An 18,495-nucleotide genomic window follows, 5' to 3' on the forward strand; every position below is an offset into this window, starting at 1 on the left:
AACTGCCATGCATCCCGGAACCGACTGCTGCGGTTTGCCTCCTAGAATGATTCCTTTCCCGTCATCCTCTTTCGGAGCACGTCATGGATTTCATGAAAATCATCACCAAGCAACTGATCGAAATCATCGAATGGACCGATGATTCGCGCGACACGCTGTCGTATCGCTGGCCCGATGAAGACAAGGAAATCAAGAACGGCGCCCAGCTCATCGTGCGTGAGTCGCAGCAGGTGCAGTTCGTCTCCGAAGGCCAGTTCGCAGACCTGTTCAACCCGGGCCGCCACCTGCTGACCACGCAGAACATCCCTGTTCTGTCCACCCTGCGCGGCTGGAAGTACGGCTTCAACTCGCCCTTCAAGTGCGATGTCTACTACATCAACACGCGCTTGTTCACGGGCAACAAATGGGGTACCTCCAACCCCATCATGATGCGCGACAAGGACTTTGGCGTGATCCGTCTGCGCGCCTTCGGTACCTATGACTTCCGCATCACCAACGCCGCCCTGTTCCTCAAGGAGGTGGCGGGCACGGATCAGAACTTCCGCATCGACGAGTTTGCCGACACCATGCGCTCGCGCATTGTCAGCATCTTCTCCGAAGCCCTGGCCAAGGCCCAGGTGCCGGCACTCGATGTGGCCCAGCGCTACAGCGAGCTGGGCGACGCGCTGCTGCAGCTCATCAACCCCGCCGTCAGCGAGAAATACGGCCTGGAAATCACCAGCTTCCTGCTGGAAAACGTTTCCGTGCCGCCCGAGGTGGAGCAGGCCATCGACAAGCGCTCCAGCATGGGCGCCATCGGCAACCTCAACGACTATGTGAAGTACCAGATGGGCCAGGCCATGGCCAACGGCGGCGAAGGCGCTGCCGCAGCCACCATTCCGGCCACCATGGCCATGGGCTTCGGCATGGCCCAGGAAATGATGAAGGGCATGCAAGGCGGCGGCGCTGCAGGCGCCCCGGCCGCTGCTGCGGCAGACCCCTTCTCGCCGGCTGCAGCCCAAGCTGCACAGACGCCTGCCGCCCCTGCCGCCGCCGGTCTGCAGGTGCTGACCCCTGCCCAGGCGGCGCAGGTGCTGGGCGTGGCCGAAGCCGATGTACTGGCCGAAATCCAGGCCGGCAACCTCAAGGCCCGCCAGATCGGCAGCCAGTGGCGCATCGCCCAGGCTGCGCTGGACGAATTCCTGCGCGGCTGACCCCCAATCCATGGCCTTAGGTGCACGTCATGAATGAACACAAACCGGTTTTCATCAGCACCACTCCGGTGCTGGCATCGCTGGACATGACGCGCACCGTGGCTTTCTATGCCCGCGTGCTGGGCGCCAGAACCGTTCACGCCCAGCCCGGCGAGTACGCCATCGTCTCGCTGGGCGGGCTGGAGCTGCATTTCTGGGCCTGCCAGGACCCGGAGATTCCCAGGCAGACCAGCTGCCGCATCCAGGTGGCTGGCATTGCCGCCCTTCATGCGCAGTGTCTGGCCGAGAATGCAGTTCACCCCAACGGCGGTCTGCGCCAGCAGCCTTGGGGCACCCAGGAATTCAGTCTTCTCGACGAGGACGGCAACTGCGTGACCTTCTACGAAACCCATCCCGCCGCTGCTGCCGCCTAACCCGTTTTTGCCGTGGCCACACCCGCTTCTCCCTCTCGCTCTTCCGGATCTGCATTCACCCCTGTCTCCGAGACGGCACCCCCCTCCATGGTGGGCAGGCATGTCTGCCCCGAATGCGGCGGCAATCTGGAATGGAATGCCAAGGCACAGTCGCTCAGATGTCCTTACTGCGGCACCGTCGTTCCCTGGAGCGAGCAGACGCAGCCCGAGCTGGGACGCTCCGTGGTGGAGCAGGATCTGGCCGAAGCCTTGCGCAACCCGGCCAGTGGTCGCGGCTGGGGCTCGGACGAGCGCTATGAGGTGCAATGCCAGAACTGCCGCGCCATCTCGGTGTTTCTCGGCAAGAACGTGGCCCAGCGCTGCGACTTCTGCGGCTCGCCGGCCATCGTCGCCCATGAGGAGCGCAGCGACGCCATCACGCCGCAGAGCATCCTGCCGTTCAAGATCAGCGACGGCCAGATTCGCGACAAGATCCGCCAGTGGTATGGCAGCCGCTGGTTTGCCCCCAGCAAGCTCAAGAGCGCCGCGCTGACGGACACGCTGCACGGCGTCTATCTGCCCTATTGGACCTTTGACGCCCATGCCAGCGCACAGTGGCGGGCAGATGCCGGCTATTACTACTACACCACCGAGTCCTATCGCGACGCCAACGGCAATCTGCAGACCCGCCAGGTCCAGCATGTGCGCTGGGAGCCGGCATCAGGCAGCTTGCAGCATTTCTTCGACGATGAGCTGGTGCCCGGCACCGTGGGTGTGCACGCCCATCTGCTGCGCCAGGTGGAGCCCTTCCCGACCACCACCGACCTCAAGCCCTACAGCCCAGAGTTCGTGCGAGGCTGGACGGTGGAGCGCTACCAGGTAGACCTCTCCAAGGCTGCCAGGATCAACGAGGAAGACATGGACAGCCAGCTGCGCAGCATGTGCTCGCGTGAGGTGCCGGGCGACACGCAGCGCAATCTGCAGGTCCAGCGCCAATACTCGGGCCGCAGCTTCAAGCACACGCTGGTACCTGTCTGGCTGGTGGGTTACACCTATGGCAGCAAGACCTACCAGATCGTGGCCAATGGCTATACCGGCCAGATTGCGGGCGAGCGGCCTTACAGCTGGGTCAAGATCATGTTTGCCGTACTGGCCGTGATCTTGCTGTTGGTGCTGATTGCACCGCTGTTTGTGCAGCGCTGAGCGCCTGCCCTCCTTGCCAGGGACACCGGGCAAGGGCCTGAGCCGGCCGCGCCGCCCCGCAGCGCTGGTGTCGTGCCCCTACCGCGTAGCGAGAGAAGAGGAGAGGGTGGGGCCGCCTAGGTGGGGCCGCCAAGGTGGGGCTATTCAGGGGGTGACTACCAATTTCCCCAGACTTCCTCGGCCAGGCCAAACGCCGTGCTCGCGCCCGAGCCGCTGGTCACCGCAACAACGCGTGTCGCGGCATCGGGCGCTTTGACAAAACAAGGGGCTTCGGCACTTGCGGGGTAGATGCCCGTCCAGCGCTCCACAACCTGGGCCTTGTCGATATGCAGCGCCTCGTGCATATGGCGCAGCATGAGCTGGTCGACGGCTTCGCTGGCAAAAGGCTGGGGCGCGCTGCCGTAGTGGTGCGAATCGCCCACCACGAGCGAGCCGTCGGCGCTTTGCACGGCAATCAGGTGGATGCCGTGCTTCAGGCTTTGCGCCTCCTCAAGTTCCAGCTGAGCGCGCAGTGCAGCGGCTTCGGGCAGCGCGCTATAGCCCTCGTAGCGCACCAGGCTCAGATCCCCCATGACCGATCCTTCAAGCTTGAAGCCTGCTTGCGGCTTGACGCGCAACATCTGCAACTGGCACAGCTGCACTTTGTGATCAGTCCATCCGCTGGCGAACAGCCCACCCTGATCGGCGTTGTTGCAGACCACCACACGTTCAGCATGGTAAGTACCTCGCGAGGTGGTGACGCGCGGGGTTGCCACTTCCGTCACGCTTTCGCTATAGGCGAAATCCACTCCAAGCGTCTGCTGCAGCCACAGGGCCAGTTGCGGGATGGCGGTGCGCGACTCCACGCGCAGTTCATGCGGGCTGTAGAGCACGGATTGCAGCCCGTCGGTGCGCAGCGCCGAATGGCGCGCTGCGGCCTGGGCTGGCGTCAGCAGCTCACAATCTGCGCCCATTTCGGTTTGCATGAATGCGTCAAGCACAGCAGCAGCCGCAGGACGGCGCGCCGTCAGCCACAGGCCGGCATGCAGGACATCGATACCGGCTTTGGGTGCGATCTCGGCCCAGACATCGCGTGAGCGCATGGCGCGCCGCCAATGGGAGCCGGCGCGCTGGCCCGTGATGGTGACAAAGCCGAAGTTGCGAATCGAGGCGCCCAGGCAGGCGCCGTCGCGCTCTATCACCAGCACGGAGCGGCCGCGCGTGGCAGCGGTATAGGCATGCGCCAGGCCGACAATGCCGGCGCCGACGACGATCAGATCGTAGTTTTTCATAGCGTTACAGGAAAAGCAGACAAGCCAAGTCCCTGCCGCAGCGCCAGAGCGATGCAGCGAAAGACATTCGGGGAATCAAGTGATGTGGAGAAAACCCTCAGCGCTGGCGCCAGTGCTGGGTACGCCGCTGCAGCCAGGCATCCAGCAGCGCAATCAGCAGGCGACCGGCGGCTGCGGTCGCAAAGATCAGCGTGGCCATGGCCGCGGCGGGAGCGATATCGCCCGCGTCATCCATGGCCAGCACGGCCACCGAGGCCAGTGTGGTTTCGGGCGAGTACAAGAAGACCACTGCCGACACCGTGGTCATCGCATTCACGAAGAAGTAGCCCGCCACCTGCATCACCGCAGGCAGGCACACGGGCAGGTGCACGCGCCACAGCAGCGTCCAGAACGGCACGCCCATGGAATCGGCTACGCGTTCGTATTCGGCGTCCAGCTGCTGCAAGGCGGTGAGCTGGGTGATGTGCGCCACCGAGAAGAAATGCGCCACCGAGCACAGCACCAGAATGCCCATGGACCCGTACAGAAAGTGCAGCGGATTGCTGCCCGCATTGAAGAACAGGATATAGCCCAGACCCAGCGCCAGCCCAGGCACCGCCATGGGCAGCGTGGCCACTGCGTGCAGCCACTGGCGCGCGCGGCCCCAGCCCGTGGGCCTGGCCACCAGATAAGCGCTCAGAAAGCTCAGCAGCGCGCCCACCGCAGCCGTGGCCACGGCCATGGTCAGCGAGTTGGCGTAACTGGCCCAGCCGCCGCCATCCATCAGGTCGAACTGATAGTTCCTGAGGGTCAGCGTCAGGTTATAGGGCCAGAAGCTGACCAGGGACGCCAGCACGGCCACTCCCATCACCGCCAGCAGCGCCAAAGCCATCAAGCTGCAATACACCAGCAGTGCGCGGTCAAGCGGCGCACAGGGCTGCGGCACCAGAGGCACGGCCCGCACGCTCATGGCAGCGGCCTGCCGGGCACGCAAATGGCGCTCGGCCGCAAAGGCCAGGCCCGCAGGCACCAGCAGCAGCATGGCCACCACGGCACCCATGGACAGGTTTTGCTGGCCAATCACCTGCTTGTAGATATCGGTGGCCAGCATCTGCGTGTTGCCGCCAATCACCTTGGGCACACCAAAGTCGGTGACCACCAGAACGAACACCACGATCCAGGCAATCATCAGTCCATAACGGCTGGCGGGCAGCGTGACCTGGCAGAAGCTGCGCCAGCGGCCTGCGCCCAGCGTGGCGGCGGCCTCATACAGGCGTGCATCGCCCGAGGCCAGCGTGGTGCACAGAATCATCAGCGCATGCGGAAACGTCCACAGCACCGAGCCAAGGATGATGCCAAACGGGCCATAGGCCGTGCCGCCCGCCAACCAGCTCCTGAGCAGCCCCTGGGCGCCAAAAAGATAGATCAGGCTGATGGCCATGAGCAGCGACGGCGCCAGCAGAGGCACCAGAGCAATGGCGCGAAAGAACCGAGCCAGCGGCATGCAGCTGCGCATCACGCCATAGGCATAGCCATAGGCCAGGGCCACACACAAGGTGCTGCTGACGGCCGACAGCCACAGGCTGTTGAACAGCGACTGGCCTACGCCCGGCGTTTGCGCATAGGTGAGGTACTGGGCCAGGCCCGAGAACTTGCCATCGGCCGACACAAAGCTGCGGCCCAGCAGCGCTCCCACGGGCAGTGCAATGGCCACCAGCAGCGCGCCCAGCAGGCCCAGCACCAGCGCGCCCAGCCACAGCTTTTCCCAATGAACAAAGCGCGTTTGCCGTGGTGCCGCAGGGCAGGTGCCTTGCTGCTGGCGTGATGCTGCTGCGGGCGCATAGCTCCGCACGGGCAGCGCAGAAGAAGAGGCATCCATGCTCATGCCGCCTTTCGCAGAATCTCTGGCGCGGCCAGCGACTGCAGCGCCGCGGCCGGCAACTCCACCAGCACCTCGCCCTGCAGCCAGTCGGGCAGGCGCGCATCATGGCGCAGCGGCCATTGCACATCGATCTGGCATTGCAGCGTGGGGCTGAATACGCGCACCAGCACCAGTGAGCCCAGGAACGAGGTCTCAACCACCCGCGCCCGGAACAGATTGGGCAGTGCTGCGGGCTGGGCCGGGTGCAGCACCACGCTTTCGGGCCTCACGCCCACCAGCAAGGCATCACCGGCCTCAAAGCCGGCAGTGCAGCATTCAAGCCTACCCTCGCCCACGCGCACCGCATCGCCCGACTCGGCCACGGCGTGCAGCAAATTCATGCGCCCCACAAAACCGGCCGCAAAGTGGCTGACCGGCTTGGCGTAGAGCTGCTCGGGCGAGCCCTGCTGCTCGATACGTCCCTGGTGCATCAGCACCACGCGGTCGGCCATGGAGAGCGCTTCTTCCTGGTCGTGCGTGACCATCACGCAGGCAATGCCCAACTGGCGCTGCAGCTGGCGGATTTCGCTGCGCAGCTCGGTGCGCACCTGGGCATCCAACGCAGACAGCGGCTCGTCCAGCAACAGCAGGCGCGGGCGCGGCGCCAGTGCGCGGGCCAGCGCAATGCGCTGCTGCTGGCCACCCGACAACTGCGCCGGATAGCGCTGCGCCTGCGCGCCCAGGCCTACCAGAGCCAGCATCTCCTGCACCCGGGCCTGCACTTGCGCCGCAGGCTGGCCCTTGAGGCCGAAAGCCACATTCTGGGCCGCCGTCAGGTTCGGAAACAGTGCGTAGCTCTGGAACACCACGCCAAAGCCCCGGCGCGCGGCGGGCCAGCGCGTGATGTCCTCGCCCTGAAACAGAATACGACCCGCGTCGGCCTGCTCGATGCCGCACAGAATGCGCAGCAGCGTGGTCTTGCCGCAGCCCGAAGGGCCCAGCAGGCTGACGAACTCGCCGCCCTCCACCAACAGGTCAATGTCGCGCAACACCGGCTGGTCCCTGTATTGCTTGGCGATATGGTCAATGCGCAGCATGTATCTCTTTCAACGTGCAAAAACGGACGGCCTGCTATCTCCACCAGAGCGCATACCGGTCGATACCGGCGCGCCCCAACCCAGAGACACCGCGCAAGGGCCGCCCCGCCGCGCTGGTGTCGTCGCCCTCCGGCGCGCAGCGCCAGAGAGGGGGGAAGGCGCTTCGCCGCAAAGGCGAAGCGCCTCAGGGGGTGTTACTTCTTCTCCGCCTTGGCTTCGTAGCGGCGGCTCCATTCGGAAAGAATGCGATCGCGATTGGCTGCGGCCCAGTTGAAGTCGTTTCTGGCCAGGCGCTTTTCCAGATCGGCCGGAATGAACTCGTGTTTCTCCTGGGCTTCAGGCAAGGCCAGTACGGCAAAGTTGGCGGCGTAGAGCTTGTTGGCATCGGGCGTCACCGCCCAGTCGGCCAGGGCCTTGGCGGCCTCCTGCTTTTTGCTGGTTCTCATAATGGCCGTGGCCTCCACATCCCAGCCCAGGCCTTCCCTGGGGAAGACGATGGCGATGGGCGCGCCATCCTTCTTGGTCTTGTTGGCCCGATACTCAAAGCTCAGGCCTACGGGAAACTCGCCCGCGCCGGCCTGGCGGCAGGGCTTGGAGCCGCTGTGCGTGTAGACGCCGATGTTCTGGTGCAGCGCATCCATATAGGCCCAGCCCTTGTCCTCACCCATCATCTGCAACCAGGCAGCGACCATCAGATAGCCCGTGCCGCTGGACGCAGGGTGAGGCATGGTGATCGCGCCCTTGAACTCGGGCCTGGTCAGGTCGGCCCAGCTGGCAGGCGTGGGCAGCTTGCGTTTTTCGCCTTCCACAGTGTTGAAGCAGACGGCTGACGACCACAGATCCATGCCCACCCAGGTCGGCGTGGCTGCCGCATCGCGCATGGTGGAGCGCACCTTGGCCAGGTTCCTGGGCGCATAGGGCTGCAGCATGCCTTGCTTGTCCAGCAACATCAGCGAGGTGGCGGCCACGCCCCAGATCACATCAGCCTGGGGATTGGCTTTTTCGGCCAGCAGGCGCGCAGTGATGATGCCCGTGCTGTCGCGCACAAACTTCAGCTCGATGTCGGGATGGGCTTTTTCAAATCCCGACTTGTAGGCCTTGATCTGGTCGGCCTCCAGGGCCGAATACACGAGCAGATCGGTCCTGGCGTGGGCCGCGGAGGTCAGGCCCAGCAAGGCCGTGGCAAAGGCGATCAAGGTGAAGCGGCGAGTGGCGGGTGCAAAAGCGTGGCGCATGGATAACAGTCCCTTGGATTGATCGTTGCCGCCCGACCAACGCGATCATTGGCGGCATGAGGGAACTGTAGAAACTCACTGTGAAACGCTGGTGTCACAGAACTGAAATCTGCCAAGGATGTCATCAGCAAACTTTGTAGTCATCGCGCCGCGCCAGCGTTGGCCATCGAGATGCTATTGAATCAGAAGCGTATTGCGCTCTACCTGTCTCATATTTATATATAAAACCATCCAAAAACTATCTTATATATGCGCAATAAGCTATTGAAATCAAAGCAACTCTTGCACATTGCTGTTCGCAGCGTTCATGGTGAAATCCGGGTACCGCTTGCTTGAAGACCTTGTCATGTTTGCCACACAGCTCAAATCCTTCTTCTGGGTCGCCCGCCTCGGCAGCATCACCCAGGCAGCACGCCAGCTGGGGCTGAGTCAGCCCACGGTCACGGCGCAGATCAAGGCCTTGGAGGAGCAGTATGAAGTCGAGCTGTTCACACGTCAGAGCGGCAGGCTGGCCATCACCGATGCGGGCCTGAAACTGCTGCCGGAAATAGAAAAGCTGCTGCTGCAGTCGGCCCAGATCGAATCGGCGCTGCGCCAGTCGGGCCATGTCAATCAGGGCCAGCTGCGCATAGGCGCAACAGCGCCCTACTATGTGCTGGACATCGTCAAGCGCTATCAGCAGCAATATGCGCTGGTGGAGGTGAGCATCGTCAATGGCAATTCGCGCCAGATGATTCAGGCGCTGGCCGAGTACCAGGTGGACCTGGCGACCTCTTCGCACCTGGACACCGACCCGCGCCTGCTGCGCCTGGAGCTGGGGCGAGACCCACTGGCCTTGGTCGTGCACCGGCTGCATGCGCTGGCTGGGCAGAAGTCTGTCGCCATCAGGGATCTGGCAAAGAACACGTTGATCCTGCGCGAGCGCGGCTCCATGACCCGGCAGATGACCGAGCAGATGCTGGAGGCCGCTCAGGTCAGCCCGCACCGGATTCTGGAAATTGCCAGCCGCGAATCCATACGCGAAGCCGTGATACGCCAGATGGGCATCAGCATTTTTGCGCGGCACGAAGCATCGGCCCACCCGGATCTCGTCGTGCTGGATCTGGAAGGCGAGGTTCCCTGTCTTCCCGAATACCTGTACTGCCTGCGAGAGCGGCGCGATGCGCAGCTGATTCAGCCATTTCTGCAGATGGCCGAATCAAGAAAGAACTAATCGAACAGTTCGGCCTGCTTGAATGCGGGCTGATTCCTATCCTTTTCGGACAGGGAAAAAGCGATATCGAGCTGTGGCCACGCAATGGCTATGTCTGGGTCGTTCCAGAGCAGGCCCCGATCCGACTCCGGCGCGTAATAGGCCGTGGTCTTGTACACAAAGTCCGCTGTATCACTGAGCACCACAAAGCCGTGAGCAAAGCCCGGCGGAATCCAGAGCTGGTGGTGATTCTCGGCACTCAGCTCTGCTCCCACCCATTGGCCAAAGGTGGGCGAGCTGCGGCGAATATCCACGGCCACATCGAACACCGCACCGGAGATCACGCGCACCAGTTTGCCCTGGGCATGGGGCGGCAACTGGTAGTGCAGCCCGCGCAGCACACCCTTGCCACTGCGGCTGTGGTTGTCCTGTATGAACTCGTAGTTCGTGCCCGTAGCCTGGTTGAAGAGATCCTGGCGAAAGCTTTCCGCGAAAAACCCCCGTCCATCCCGATGAATTGTGGGTTTGAACAGCTTGATCTCGGGGATCGCGGTCGGAACCACCTTCATCGCACTCCAGCCTCCAGACATTGCATCAGATACCGTCCATAGCCGTTCTTGAGCAACGGCCTTGCCAGCTCGGCGAGCTGAGTCGCGTCAATCCAGCCAGCACGAAATGCGATTTCTTCCGGGCACGCAACCTTCAACCCCTGGCGCTGCTCAAGGGTGGCAATGAATTGTCCTGCCTCCAGCAGACTGTCATGGGTGCCAGTGTCGAGCCAGGCATAGCCTCGCCCCATCAGCTTCACATTGAGCTGGCCTCTTTCCAGATAAATACGATTGATGTCTGTGATTTCCAACTCGCCTCTGCCAGAAGGCTTGAGAGTCTTTGCAATCTCTACCACTTGCGAATCGTAGAAATACAGCCCCGTCACTGCGTAATTGGATTTTGGTTCGAGCGGTTTTTCCTCTACCGATAGCACCTGCCCTTGCTGGTCAAACTCCACCACCCCGTAGCGGCTGGGATCCTGCACATGATAGGCAAACACCGTCGCTCCATCCTGGGTCTGATTGGCAACTTTGACCAAGGTCTGCAGATCATGGCCGTGGAAAATATTGTCTCCAAGCACCAGCGCGCAAGAGGACCCACTCAGGAAAGACTCGGCAATCAAAAAAGCCTGCGCCAAACCATCAGGCCTGGGCTGCACCTCATATTGAAGGTTCAGGCCCCACTGGCTGCCATCGCCCAGCAGTTGCTGAAAGCGCGGCGTGTCCTGCGGCGTGCTGATGATCAAGATGTCCCGGATGCCCGCCAGCATCAGCGTGCTCAGCGGGTAGTAGATCATGGGCTTGTCGTAGATGGGCAGCAACTGCTTGCTGATGGCCAGGGTGGCGGGGTGCAGACGGGTTCCGGAGCCGCCAGCCAAAATGATGCCTTTGCGCTGTGTCGTCATGATGAATCAATGGATGGCTTCAAACACTCTACTGATAGGCACTTGAAGCGAATTATTGGAAGATTACAGAATCTCGCGCAGCGTGCGCTCCACGCCTTGCTGCCATGTGGGCAGATGCAGTTGCATGGCCGCTTGCAGCTTTTGCGTATCCAGACGCGAGTTCAAGGGTCGCGCGGCCGGTGTCGGAAAGGCCGTGGTCGGCACGGCTGCAATGCTCTGCACCTTCCAGTCCAGATCCGGACGCAAACGTCTGGCCTGTTCGATCACATGGCAGGCATAGGCATGCCAGTTGGTTTCTCCTGCCGCGACCAGATGGTAGAGACCGCCATCGCCTTCGTGGGCGCTCACATGGCGCACGCCATGGGCCGTGACATCGGCAATCAGATCGGCGCCGGTCGGCGCGCCCCACTGATCGTTGATCACGCTGAGCGCTTCACGCTCCTGCGCCAGGCGCAGCATGGTCTTGGCAAAATTGCCGCCACGCGCGGCATAGACCCAGCTGGTGCGAAAAATCAGATGGCGGCAATTTGTGGCCGCAATCCTCCGCTCGCCCTCCAGCTTGGTGCGGCCGTAGACCGATAGCGGCCCGGTCGCATCATCCTCCTTGCGTGCCGCACTGCCAGAGCCGTCGAAGACATAGTCGGTGCTGTAGTGCACCAGCAAGGCGCCCAGGCTTTTCGCCTCCAGCGCCATGACTTCAGGAGCTTCGGCGTTCAGGCGCAAGGCCAGATCCGGCTCGCTCTCGGCCTTGTCCACTGCTGTATGCGCTGCGGCATTGACGATCACATCCGGGCGCACGCTGCGAATGGTCTGCGCCAGTGTCTGCAGATCAGCGATATCGCCGTACAGACCATTTCCATCCACATTCACGCTCTGGCGATCCAGCGCAATCACCTCCCCCAGCGGTGCGAGACTGCGCTGCAGCTCCCAGCCGACCTGACCGTTCTTGCCCAGCAAGAGCAGCTTCATGCCGAAGCCTCGCCGGTGTACTGCCTTTGCACCCAGTCGCGGTATGCGCCTGACTGCACATTGGCCACCCACTCGGGGTTGGCCAGATACCACTGCGCGGTCTTGCGAATGCCTGTCTCGAAGGTTTCGGCAGGCTTCCAGCCCAGCTCACGCTCGAGCTTGCGCGCATCGATCGCATAGCGGCGATCATGGCCAGGACGGTCGGTCACATAGGTGATCTGCTCGGCATAGGCTTTGCCATCGGCGCGCGGACGCAGCTCGTCGAGCAAGCTGCACACGGTCTTGACGATGTCGATATTGGCCTTCTCGTTCCAGCCGCCCACGTTATAGGTCTCGCCCAGCTGGCCGGCCTCGAGAACGCGGCGGATGGCGCTGCAATGGTCGCGCACATACAGCCAGTCACGCACCTGCATGCCGTCACCGTAGATGGGCAGCGGCTTGCCGGCCAACGCATTGACAATGACCAGCGGGATCAGCTTTTCCGGGAAATGCAACGGGCCGTAGTTGTTGCTGCAATTGGTCGTCAGCACCGGCAGGCCGTAGGTGTGATGCCAGGCACGCACCAGATGGTCAGAAGCTGCCTTGCTGGCCGAGTACGGGCTGTTGGGCTCGTAATTGTGCTCTTCGGTAAACGCAGGGTCCGCCGGCGCCAGCGCGCCATAGACCTCGTCGGTGGAGACATGCAAAAAGCGAAAGCTGGACTTGGCTTCGCCTGCCAGGCCATTCCAATAGGCGCGCACCGCCTCCAGCAGGCGAAAAGTGCCCACCACATTGGTCTGGATGAAATCCTCGGGACCGTGAATGGAGCGATCCACATGCGACTCGGCCGCAAAGTTCACCACGGCACGAGGCTGGTGCTGCGCCAGCAATTGCTCCAGCTTTGCACTGTCGCCGATATCGGCCTGCACGAACACATGGCGGGCATCGCCCTTCAAGCTGGCCAGATTCTCCAGATTGCCCGCATAGGTCAGCTTGTCGATATTGACCACAGGCTCGTTCACATGTGCCAGCCAGTCGAGAACAAAGTTGGCGCCGATAAAGCCTGCACCGCCGGTTACGAAAATCATAGAGAGCTGCCTCTAAATTTCAGTGATAGCGATAGAAGAGCCCAACCCACGGCCATCAAGCCAGCACACTCAACCCCAGCGCTTTTCAGCCATCACCAGCAAGCCATCAAAAATCAGATTGTTGATCAGCTCAAAAGGTCGGGTCATGCTGGGAGACATTTTCCAGCCGGCGCCGCCCGCCATGATGCACATGGGCTCTGCTCCGCAGTGTTCGGCCAGGTGCTGGTACATGCGCTCCACCGCACCCGCAATGGCATAGGTGCCGCCGCTGGTCAGCGCATCGCTGGTGTTCTTGGGAAAGCATCTGACTTCACCCGTCGGCACGTGCAGACCTGCTGTACCGCCTTCCAGGGCCCTGAGCATGATGCCATGCCCAGGAATGATCAGGCCGCCCAGAAAATAGCCTTGCGCGTCCATGGCATCGACCGTCACTGCGGTACCCACCATAACCGTGATCAAGGGCCGGGCCTCGCCCAATTGCAACATGTGGTGACGTGCACCAATCATGGCCACCCATCGGTCCGCACCCAGCCTGGAAGGATGGTCATAGCCATTGGTCACCCCTGCTTCTGCGATGGAGGGGACTACCCATTGAGGCTCAAGATTCCATCCCAGCATGAGCTCGATCTGCTCGTGCACCCTGCGCCTTGCCGTCTCACCGGCCACCACGCAGCCCAGCATGCGCTCGGGAGCTGGCAGCCCGGCCCAGGCACCTTCTGCCAGGCGCTCTATATGCTCCAGAAACTCCGCTCCATGGGCCAGCAAGGCAGCACCAGGGCGATGATCTTCATACATGGCCCACTTCAAACGGGTGTTGCCAATGTCTATGGCCAAAAATGTCATGCGGCGGATTATCAGCACTTTTCTCTGTGACAGACAGCCGCTTGTCACATTCATTACAAGCGGGCAGGAAATTGTCAAAAAAACGCAGAGTCCATATCCTGCAAGGAATCATTTCGATTTCCCGTTAAAGTGAACCGCTTTCTTCCACTACTTTTGAGGAGTCGAAACCATGGGTCTGTTCAGTTTCATCAAGGAAGCCGGAGAAAAACTGTTTGGCGGCAGCGACGCACATGCTGCCGCACCGGCCGAAGACTTGAATGCCAAGGCGGCTCAGGCGATCGCCAGCTATATCAACACCCAGAATCTGGGCGTATCCGATCTGCAGGTTCAGTTCGATGCTTCTCAAGGCAAGGTAACGGTCAACGGCACGGCTCCAACTCAGGCTGTCAAGGAAAAAGTGACGCTGTGCTGCGGCAATGTCGCCAATGTCCAGTCCGTGGACAACCTGATGACAGTCACCAACCCCGAGCCAGAAGCCCAGTACCATGATGTGGTGCGCGGTGACACCCTGTCGGCCATCTCCAAGAAGTACTATGGCGACGCCAACAAGTACAACGTGATTTTTGAAGCCAACAAGCCCATGCTCAGCAACCCGGACAGGATCTATCCCGGTCAGAAGCTGCGCATCCCGGCGCTGTAAATACGGCCCTGCATATACGGTTAGGCCGAAAAGCGCTCGGAAGAGCGCTTTTTTCATTCGTGACAAAGCTAGACTGCAGCTTATGAAAACTCTGCTCACAGGCGGCGCCGGCTATATCGGCAGCCATACCGCCATTGAACTGCTAGGCAAAGGCCATGAAGTCGTGATTTTCGACAACTTCAGCAACAGCCATCCTGAAGCCATCCGCCGCGTGGAGAAAATCACTGGACGCACCATTGCCGTGATCAATGGCGATGTACGCGATCAAGCTGCACTTGAGCAGGCCTTGCGGGAGCATGGCATTGACAGCGTCGTTCATTTGGCTGGCAAGAAGGCCGTGGGCGAGTCATCCGCACAGCCCGTTGACTACTACGACAACAATGTCAACGGAACCCTTGTTTTACTGCGGGCGATGCAAAGTCTGGCGATACACAAGCTTGTCTTCAGCTCTTCCGCCACCGTCTACGGGACACCCCAATACCTGCCCTATGACGAAAAACACCCCACGGCGGCAATGAATCCCTATGGGCGAACCAAGCTCATGGCAGAAGAAATACTCGCCGACCTGGCACACTCGGACCCGAAGTGGAGCATGGCAGTTCTGCGCTATTTCAACCCCATCGGAGCACATCCCAGCGGCCTGATTGGCGAAGACCCGGCAGATATTCCCAATAACCTTCTACCCTACATCGCACAGGTTGCAGTGGGAAGGCGCGACAAGCTGCAAATTTTTGGCGGCGACTACAACACACCGGATGGCACGGGAGTGCGCGACTATCTTCACGTCGTGGATCTCGCCCGCGGACATGTGAAGGCCTTGGAAAGGCTTCAGCCAGGCATCATGACATTCAATTTGGGCGCAGGCAGGGGCTTCAGCGTGCTGGACGTTCTGCACGCCTTCGAGAAGGCCTGCGGCAAGGCCATTCCATACGCCATTACCGCACGACGCCCCGGAGACCTGCCAAGCTATTACGCCAACCCCGATCACGCCCTGAAAACCCTTGGCTGGCAAGCCGAGCATGATCTGGACACCATGTGCGCCGACACCTGGCGCTGGCAAAGCCGCAACCCCAACGGCTATCGTTCAGCCTAGAAGCTGCACGCCAGGCCCTGCGCTTTACTGATGCCAGGGCAGGCCGCGCTTGCGCCAGCCACCCAACTTGCCTCGTTGGCCGTTGATGTCAACGTCGCCCTCAAAACCTTCAAGAATGTTGTAGGCCTCGATCCCCAGACCCGCAGCACGCTGGGCTGCCGCAACAGAACGCACACCGCTGCGGCATAGCAGCACCACTTTCTTGCCTTCTGGTACCACTGCTCGCAGCTCGGCGTCAAAGTTCTGGTTGGCAGCCATGCCGGGCCACTGCTTCCAGGCCACAGCAACAGCGCCCGGCACCTTGCCCACCCACTCGCGCTCGGCATCGGTGCGCACATCGACCAGAACCGCCTCGCCAGCCTGCAGCCATTGCCATGCCAATTCCGCCGGCACATCGCCGGCATAGCCAGCAGCAGGTTGGATTTGGGTTGTATTGCTCATTTCATTCCTCGTCTCGGTCATTGCCGCTATTCCCAAACGGGTAAGGGCCTGTCTCTCAAGGCTCTGCGCAAGTGCTTCCAGTCGGGCAGCACCTGAGCCACCACAGCCCAGAACTGCTGGCTGTGATCCATATGGTGCAGATGGGCGAGCTCATGCACCACCACATAGTCGATGATTTGCGGGCTGTGCTGCATCAACCGCCAATTCAGACGAATGATCCCGCTGCTGTTGGCACTGCCCCAGCGCGTGCTGGCACTTGTCAGGCGCAGCGCATTCCAGCGCACGCCCAGGAGTGCGGCAAAGTGCAGCATGCGGGCCGTGAAATAGCTGCGCGCCTCCCGCAGTATCCAGGCCTGAACGGCTGCGCGCACCTGGGCAGGCGGTGCCTCTGTCGACAAGGACAGATGCAGGCTTTGCGAGCCATCGATCCCCTGCTCTCTATGCGTCTGGCGCGTACGCAGCAGTTGCAGCGCATCCCCGCTCAGCCGCAAACTCATGGGCTGCCCAAGATAGTCCAGCACGCCTCCATCCTGCCAGAGAATGCGCGCCTCCTGCTTGATCTGCTGTCGCTGTCCGGCTTCCTGCAGCTTGCGCACAATCCAGCCGGCCTTGGTCTGCAGCGCTGATTCGATCTCGCGCATGGCCACCCATTGCGGAGCGGTAACTTCAAGCCCTTGCAGCCCTACACTGAAGCCGATGCTGCGGCGCGCCGAACGGCGCAGCAGATAAGCCACCTCACGCCCTTGCAAGCGGGCGCTGTGGCTGGCGTCCGGATGTACCAGAAGTGCGGGCTCTGCAGGCAGCTCATCCTCGTCCGAATCGATAGCGCCCACCGAATTACTGACGGGCGCTACAGGTTGATAATTCTCTAATTCCAGCTCGGATTGATCCAAACGCTGTTCAACGGCTTCAGGGCCGCTGCGCTGGCGCTTGCGCGGCATCAACCCGCCTCGCCCATCCCCCACCACAGGCGGCACCAGCCATTGCCAAGCTTGCTGCAAGCTATCACCTGTGGACATGGGCAGTTTTGCCTTATTTGCGGTAGGCCTCGGGGTCCAGGCGCTGCATTTCGGACTCGATCCAGGCCTCGACCTCGACCATCAACTCGTCATGCTTGCGACCCACCGAAGAAATAGGCTTGCCTATGGAAACATCCACCACACCGGGCTTTTTGATGAAGGCCTTGCGCGGCCAGCACTTGGCCGAGGTAACAGCGATGGGTACCACGGGAGCACCCGTCATGATGGCCAGACGGGTGGCGCCGGTCTTGTACTCACCCACTTCTCCGCGATTCACACGTGTACCTTCGGGAAACATGATGACCCAGATGCCCTGGTCGAGCAGGCGCTTGCCTTGCTCCACCACCTTGTGAAAAGCGCGCGAGCGCTGGGCTCGGTCGATGTGGATCATGTCCAGCGCACCGATGGACCAACCGAAGAATGGCACCTTCAGCAGCTCCTTCTTGAACACGTAGGCCAGCGGGCGCGGCATGATGGCAGGCATGAGAAAGGTCTCATAAGTGGACTGGTGCTTGACCAGCAGCACCACCCCCTGATTCGGGTCCGCAGGCAGGTTCTCCATGCCCTGCACCTGATACCGGACCCCCATGATCACGCGGGCGCTATCCACCGATAGCTTGAGCCAGGCGCGGGCAGCGCGGTATGCCTTGGCCGACGAACCGCTGGTCCACTTGGCCAGCAGCACCGCGAAAGTGTAGGGAATGACGGTAATAGCCATCCACAACATGTGGAGGACGGAGCGAATCAGGGGCATGACAGCAATCGAATGACATGAGCACAGACCTGAAGCCTGGCTCATTGATTTGGCACGGTTCTCAACAAGAAACATAGCAGCTTGCGCTGCTCTTTCAAGCAGTTGAGTCTATTTTGACCTGAAACCCGGACTCAATGCGGGGCAGGCGCCGAATCCAGGGGTTGAGCATCCTCATCCCCTCCAAGCGGCAGCAGCATATTCACCACGGCCTCCAGATCGGGATAGCGCTCGCTGCCTTCAGGCAGGTCGGCATCGCTGCTGCACTCTGGCCTGGCGGTGGACTCCACGAACACCAGATGAGCGCCCAGAGCCTTGCCCGCCTGCAAATGCTCGACGCCGCTGCCAATGGCCCAGATTTCATGGCCTTCCGCACCGTAGCGATCGGCAATCTGCTCGAACAGCGCTACGCCTGGTTTACGGCACTGGCAGTCTTCATCGGGAGCATGCGGGCAAAAAAACACTGCCTCCACCCGCGCGCCGACGGCTGCCATCTCCCTGTGCATCTTGGCGTGCACGGCGTTGAGCTCGATCACATCAAACAGCCCGCGCCCCAGCCCAGGTTGATTGGTGGCGACCACCACATGCCAGCCAGCACGGTTCAGGCGCGAAACGGCCTCCAGCGCACTGGGAACTGCTACCCATTCATCGGGCCGGCCAATGAAACCTTGAGCTCCCCACTGGTTCAGGGTGCCATCACGGTCAAGAATTGCGATCTTCATGGGGGAGACGGTAGTCGACGACAGAAAAAAGCCCGCTTACCTCAAGGCCAAGCGGGCTCGCGATCCAGGACTCC

Annotated in this window: 19 protein-coding genes; 6 read left to right on the plus strand and 13 right to left on the minus strand. The window is 61.5% G+C overall.

All coding sequences use genetic code 11. The features are described from left to right. Window positions 1–83 precede the first annotated feature (83 nt). From DFO48_RS10130 to DFO48_RS10140, 3 genes are all read left to right on the plus strand, one after another. Window positions 84–1,193, plus strand: coding sequence for an SPFH and helix-turn-helix domain-containing protein (locus DFO48_RS10130; RefSeq protein ID WP_003073404.1), 1,110 nt, complete (start codon window positions 84–86; stop codon window positions 1,191–1,193). Window positions 1,194–1,222: 29 nt separating this feature from the next. Beyond that, on the plus strand, window positions 1,223–1,606 hold the full coding sequence (locus DFO48_RS10135) for a VOC family protein (RefSeq protein WP_114863290.1): 384 nt from the start codon (window positions 1,223–1,225) through the stop codon (window positions 1,604–1,606). Window positions 1,607–1,693: 87 nt separating this feature from the next. After that, entirely contained in the window at window positions 1,694–2,788 is a 1,095-nt protein-coding gene (locus DFO48_RS10140; RefSeq protein WP_114863291.1) for a TFIIB-type zinc ribbon-containing protein, read from the plus strand. Window positions 2,789–2,943: 155 nt separating this feature from the next. Here the strand turns inward: DFO48_RS10140 and DFO48_RS10145 are convergent, their stop codons facing one another. The 4 genes from DFO48_RS10145 to DFO48_RS10160 all read right to left on the minus strand — a co-directional run bounded on the left by DFO48_RS10145 (window position 2,944) and on the right by DFO48_RS10160 (window position 8,231). Then, window positions 2,944–4,059 carry a TIGR03364 family FAD-dependent oxidoreductase gene (locus DFO48_RS10145; protein ID WP_114863292.1) on the minus strand — a complete coding sequence of 372 codons (1,116 nt, stop codon included), beginning with the start codon at window positions 4,057–4,059 and terminating at the stop codon, window positions 2,944–2,946. 97 nt (window positions 4,060–4,156) lie between these two features. Then, window positions 4,157–5,917: a putative 2-aminoethylphosphonate ABC transporter permease subunit gene (locus DFO48_RS10150; RefSeq protein ID WP_114863511.1), complete on the minus strand. Its 1,761-nt coding sequence runs from the start codon at window positions 5,915–5,917 to the stop codon at window positions 4,157–4,159. A 2-nt stretch (window positions 5,918–5,919) separates the two neighbouring features. After that, window positions 5,920–6,996 (minus strand): ABC transporter ATP-binding protein, encoded by a 1,077-nt coding sequence (locus DFO48_RS10155; protein ID WP_114863293.1) that lies wholly within the window; start codon window positions 6,994–6,996, stop codon window positions 5,920–5,922. A gap of 194 nt (window positions 6,997–7,190) precedes the next feature. Next, window positions 7,191–8,231: a putative 2-aminoethylphosphonate ABC transporter substrate-binding protein gene (locus DFO48_RS10160; protein ID WP_114863294.1), complete on the minus strand. Its 1,041-nt coding sequence runs from the start codon at window positions 8,229–8,231 to the stop codon at window positions 7,191–7,193. Window positions 8,232–8,577: 346 nt separating this feature from the next. Here DFO48_RS10160 and DFO48_RS10165 point away from each other — a divergent pair, with 346 nt between their 5' ends. Next, window positions 8,578–9,444, plus strand: coding sequence for a LysR substrate-binding domain-containing protein (locus tag DFO48_RS10165; protein WP_114863512.1), 867 nt, complete (start codon window positions 8,578–8,580; stop codon window positions 9,442–9,444). Here DFO48_RS10165 and rfbC read toward each other — a convergent pair. The 5 genes from rfbC to DFO48_RS10190 form a co-directional block, all read right to left on the minus strand. Beyond that, complete coding sequence (gene rfbC / locus DFO48_RS10170; protein WP_114863295.1) at window positions 9,441–9,992, minus strand: dTDP-4-dehydrorhamnose 3,5-epimerase; 552 nt, start codon at window positions 9,990–9,992, stop codon at window positions 9,441–9,443. The two genes, DFO48_RS10165 and rfbC, sit on opposite strands and share 4 nt — an antisense overlap. Next, complete coding sequence (rfbA, locus tag DFO48_RS10175) at window positions 9,989–10,876, minus strand: glucose-1-phosphate thymidylyltransferase RfbA (RefSeq protein ID WP_114863296.1); 888 nt, start codon at window positions 10,874–10,876, stop codon at window positions 9,989–9,991. The genes rfbC and rfbA overlap by 4 nt, the downstream gene beginning before the upstream one ends. Before the next feature lie 63 nt (window positions 10,877–10,939). Further along, window positions 10,940–11,845: a dTDP-4-dehydrorhamnose reductase gene (rfbD, locus tag DFO48_RS10180; protein ID WP_114863297.1), complete on the minus strand. Its 906-nt coding sequence runs from the start codon at window positions 11,843–11,845 to the stop codon at window positions 10,940–10,942. Beyond that, window positions 11,842–12,912 (minus strand): dTDP-glucose 4,6-dehydratase, encoded by a 1,071-nt coding sequence (gene rfbB, locus DFO48_RS10185; protein WP_114863298.1) that lies wholly within the window; start codon window positions 12,910–12,912, stop codon window positions 11,842–11,844. Before rfbB ends, rfbD begins: the two co-directional genes overlap by 4 nt. Before the next feature lie 69 nt (window positions 12,913–12,981). Further along, entirely contained in the window at window positions 12,982–13,755 is a 774-nt protein-coding gene (locus DFO48_RS10190; protein ID WP_114863299.1) for a type III pantothenate kinase, read from the minus strand. A 169-nt stretch (window positions 13,756–13,924) separates the two neighbouring features. On the opposite strand from DFO48_RS10190, the gene lysM reads away from it, so the two are divergent. After that, window positions 13,925–14,395, plus strand: coding sequence for a peptidoglycan-binding protein LysM (gene lysM / locus DFO48_RS10195; RefSeq protein ID WP_114863300.1), 471 nt, complete (start codon window positions 13,925–13,927; stop codon window positions 14,393–14,395). Window positions 14,396–14,477: 82 nt separating this feature from the next. Beyond that, window positions 14,478–15,488 carry a UDP-glucose 4-epimerase GalE gene (gene galE / locus DFO48_RS10200; protein WP_114863301.1) on the plus strand — a complete coding sequence of 337 codons (1,011 nt, stop codon included), beginning with the start codon at window positions 14,478–14,480 and terminating at the stop codon, window positions 15,486–15,488. A 24-nt stretch (window positions 15,489–15,512) separates the two neighbouring features. On the opposite strand, the gene DFO48_RS10205 is transcribed toward galE, so the two are convergent. The 4 genes from DFO48_RS10205 to DFO48_RS10220 all read right to left on the minus strand — a co-directional run bounded on the left by DFO48_RS10205 (window position 15,513) and on the right by DFO48_RS10220 (window position 18,421). Continuing rightward, window positions 15,513–15,929, minus strand: coding sequence for a rhodanese-like domain-containing protein (locus DFO48_RS10205; protein ID WP_114863513.1), 417 nt, complete (start codon window positions 15,927–15,929; stop codon window positions 15,513–15,515). Between the two features lie 26 nt (window positions 15,930–15,955). Further along, the gene (locus tag DFO48_RS10210) at window positions 15,956–16,948 is read right to left on the minus strand and encodes a M48 family metallopeptidase (protein ID WP_114863302.1); all 993 of its coding nucleotides are present in this window, start codon (window positions 16,946–16,948) and stop codon (window positions 15,956–15,958) included. A 13-nt stretch (window positions 16,949–16,961) separates the two neighbouring features. After that, the gene (locus DFO48_RS10215) at window positions 16,962–17,702 is read right to left on the minus strand and encodes a 1-acyl-sn-glycerol-3-phosphate acyltransferase (RefSeq protein ID WP_114863303.1); all 741 of its coding nucleotides are present in this window, start codon (window positions 17,700–17,702) and stop codon (window positions 16,962–16,964) included. Between the two features lie 131 nt (window positions 17,703–17,833). After that, window positions 17,834–18,421 (minus strand): HAD-IIIA family hydrolase, encoded by a 588-nt coding sequence (locus DFO48_RS10220; protein WP_003068019.1) that lies wholly within the window; start codon window positions 18,419–18,421, stop codon window positions 17,834–17,836. Window positions 18,422–18,495 lie beyond the last annotated feature (74 nt).

The sequence above is a fragment of the Comamonas sp. AG1104 genome (genome assembly GCF_003350425.1).
Taxonomy (GTDB): Bacteria; Pseudomonadota; Gammaproteobacteria; order Burkholderiales; family Burkholderiaceae_C; genus Comamonas; species Comamonas testosteroni.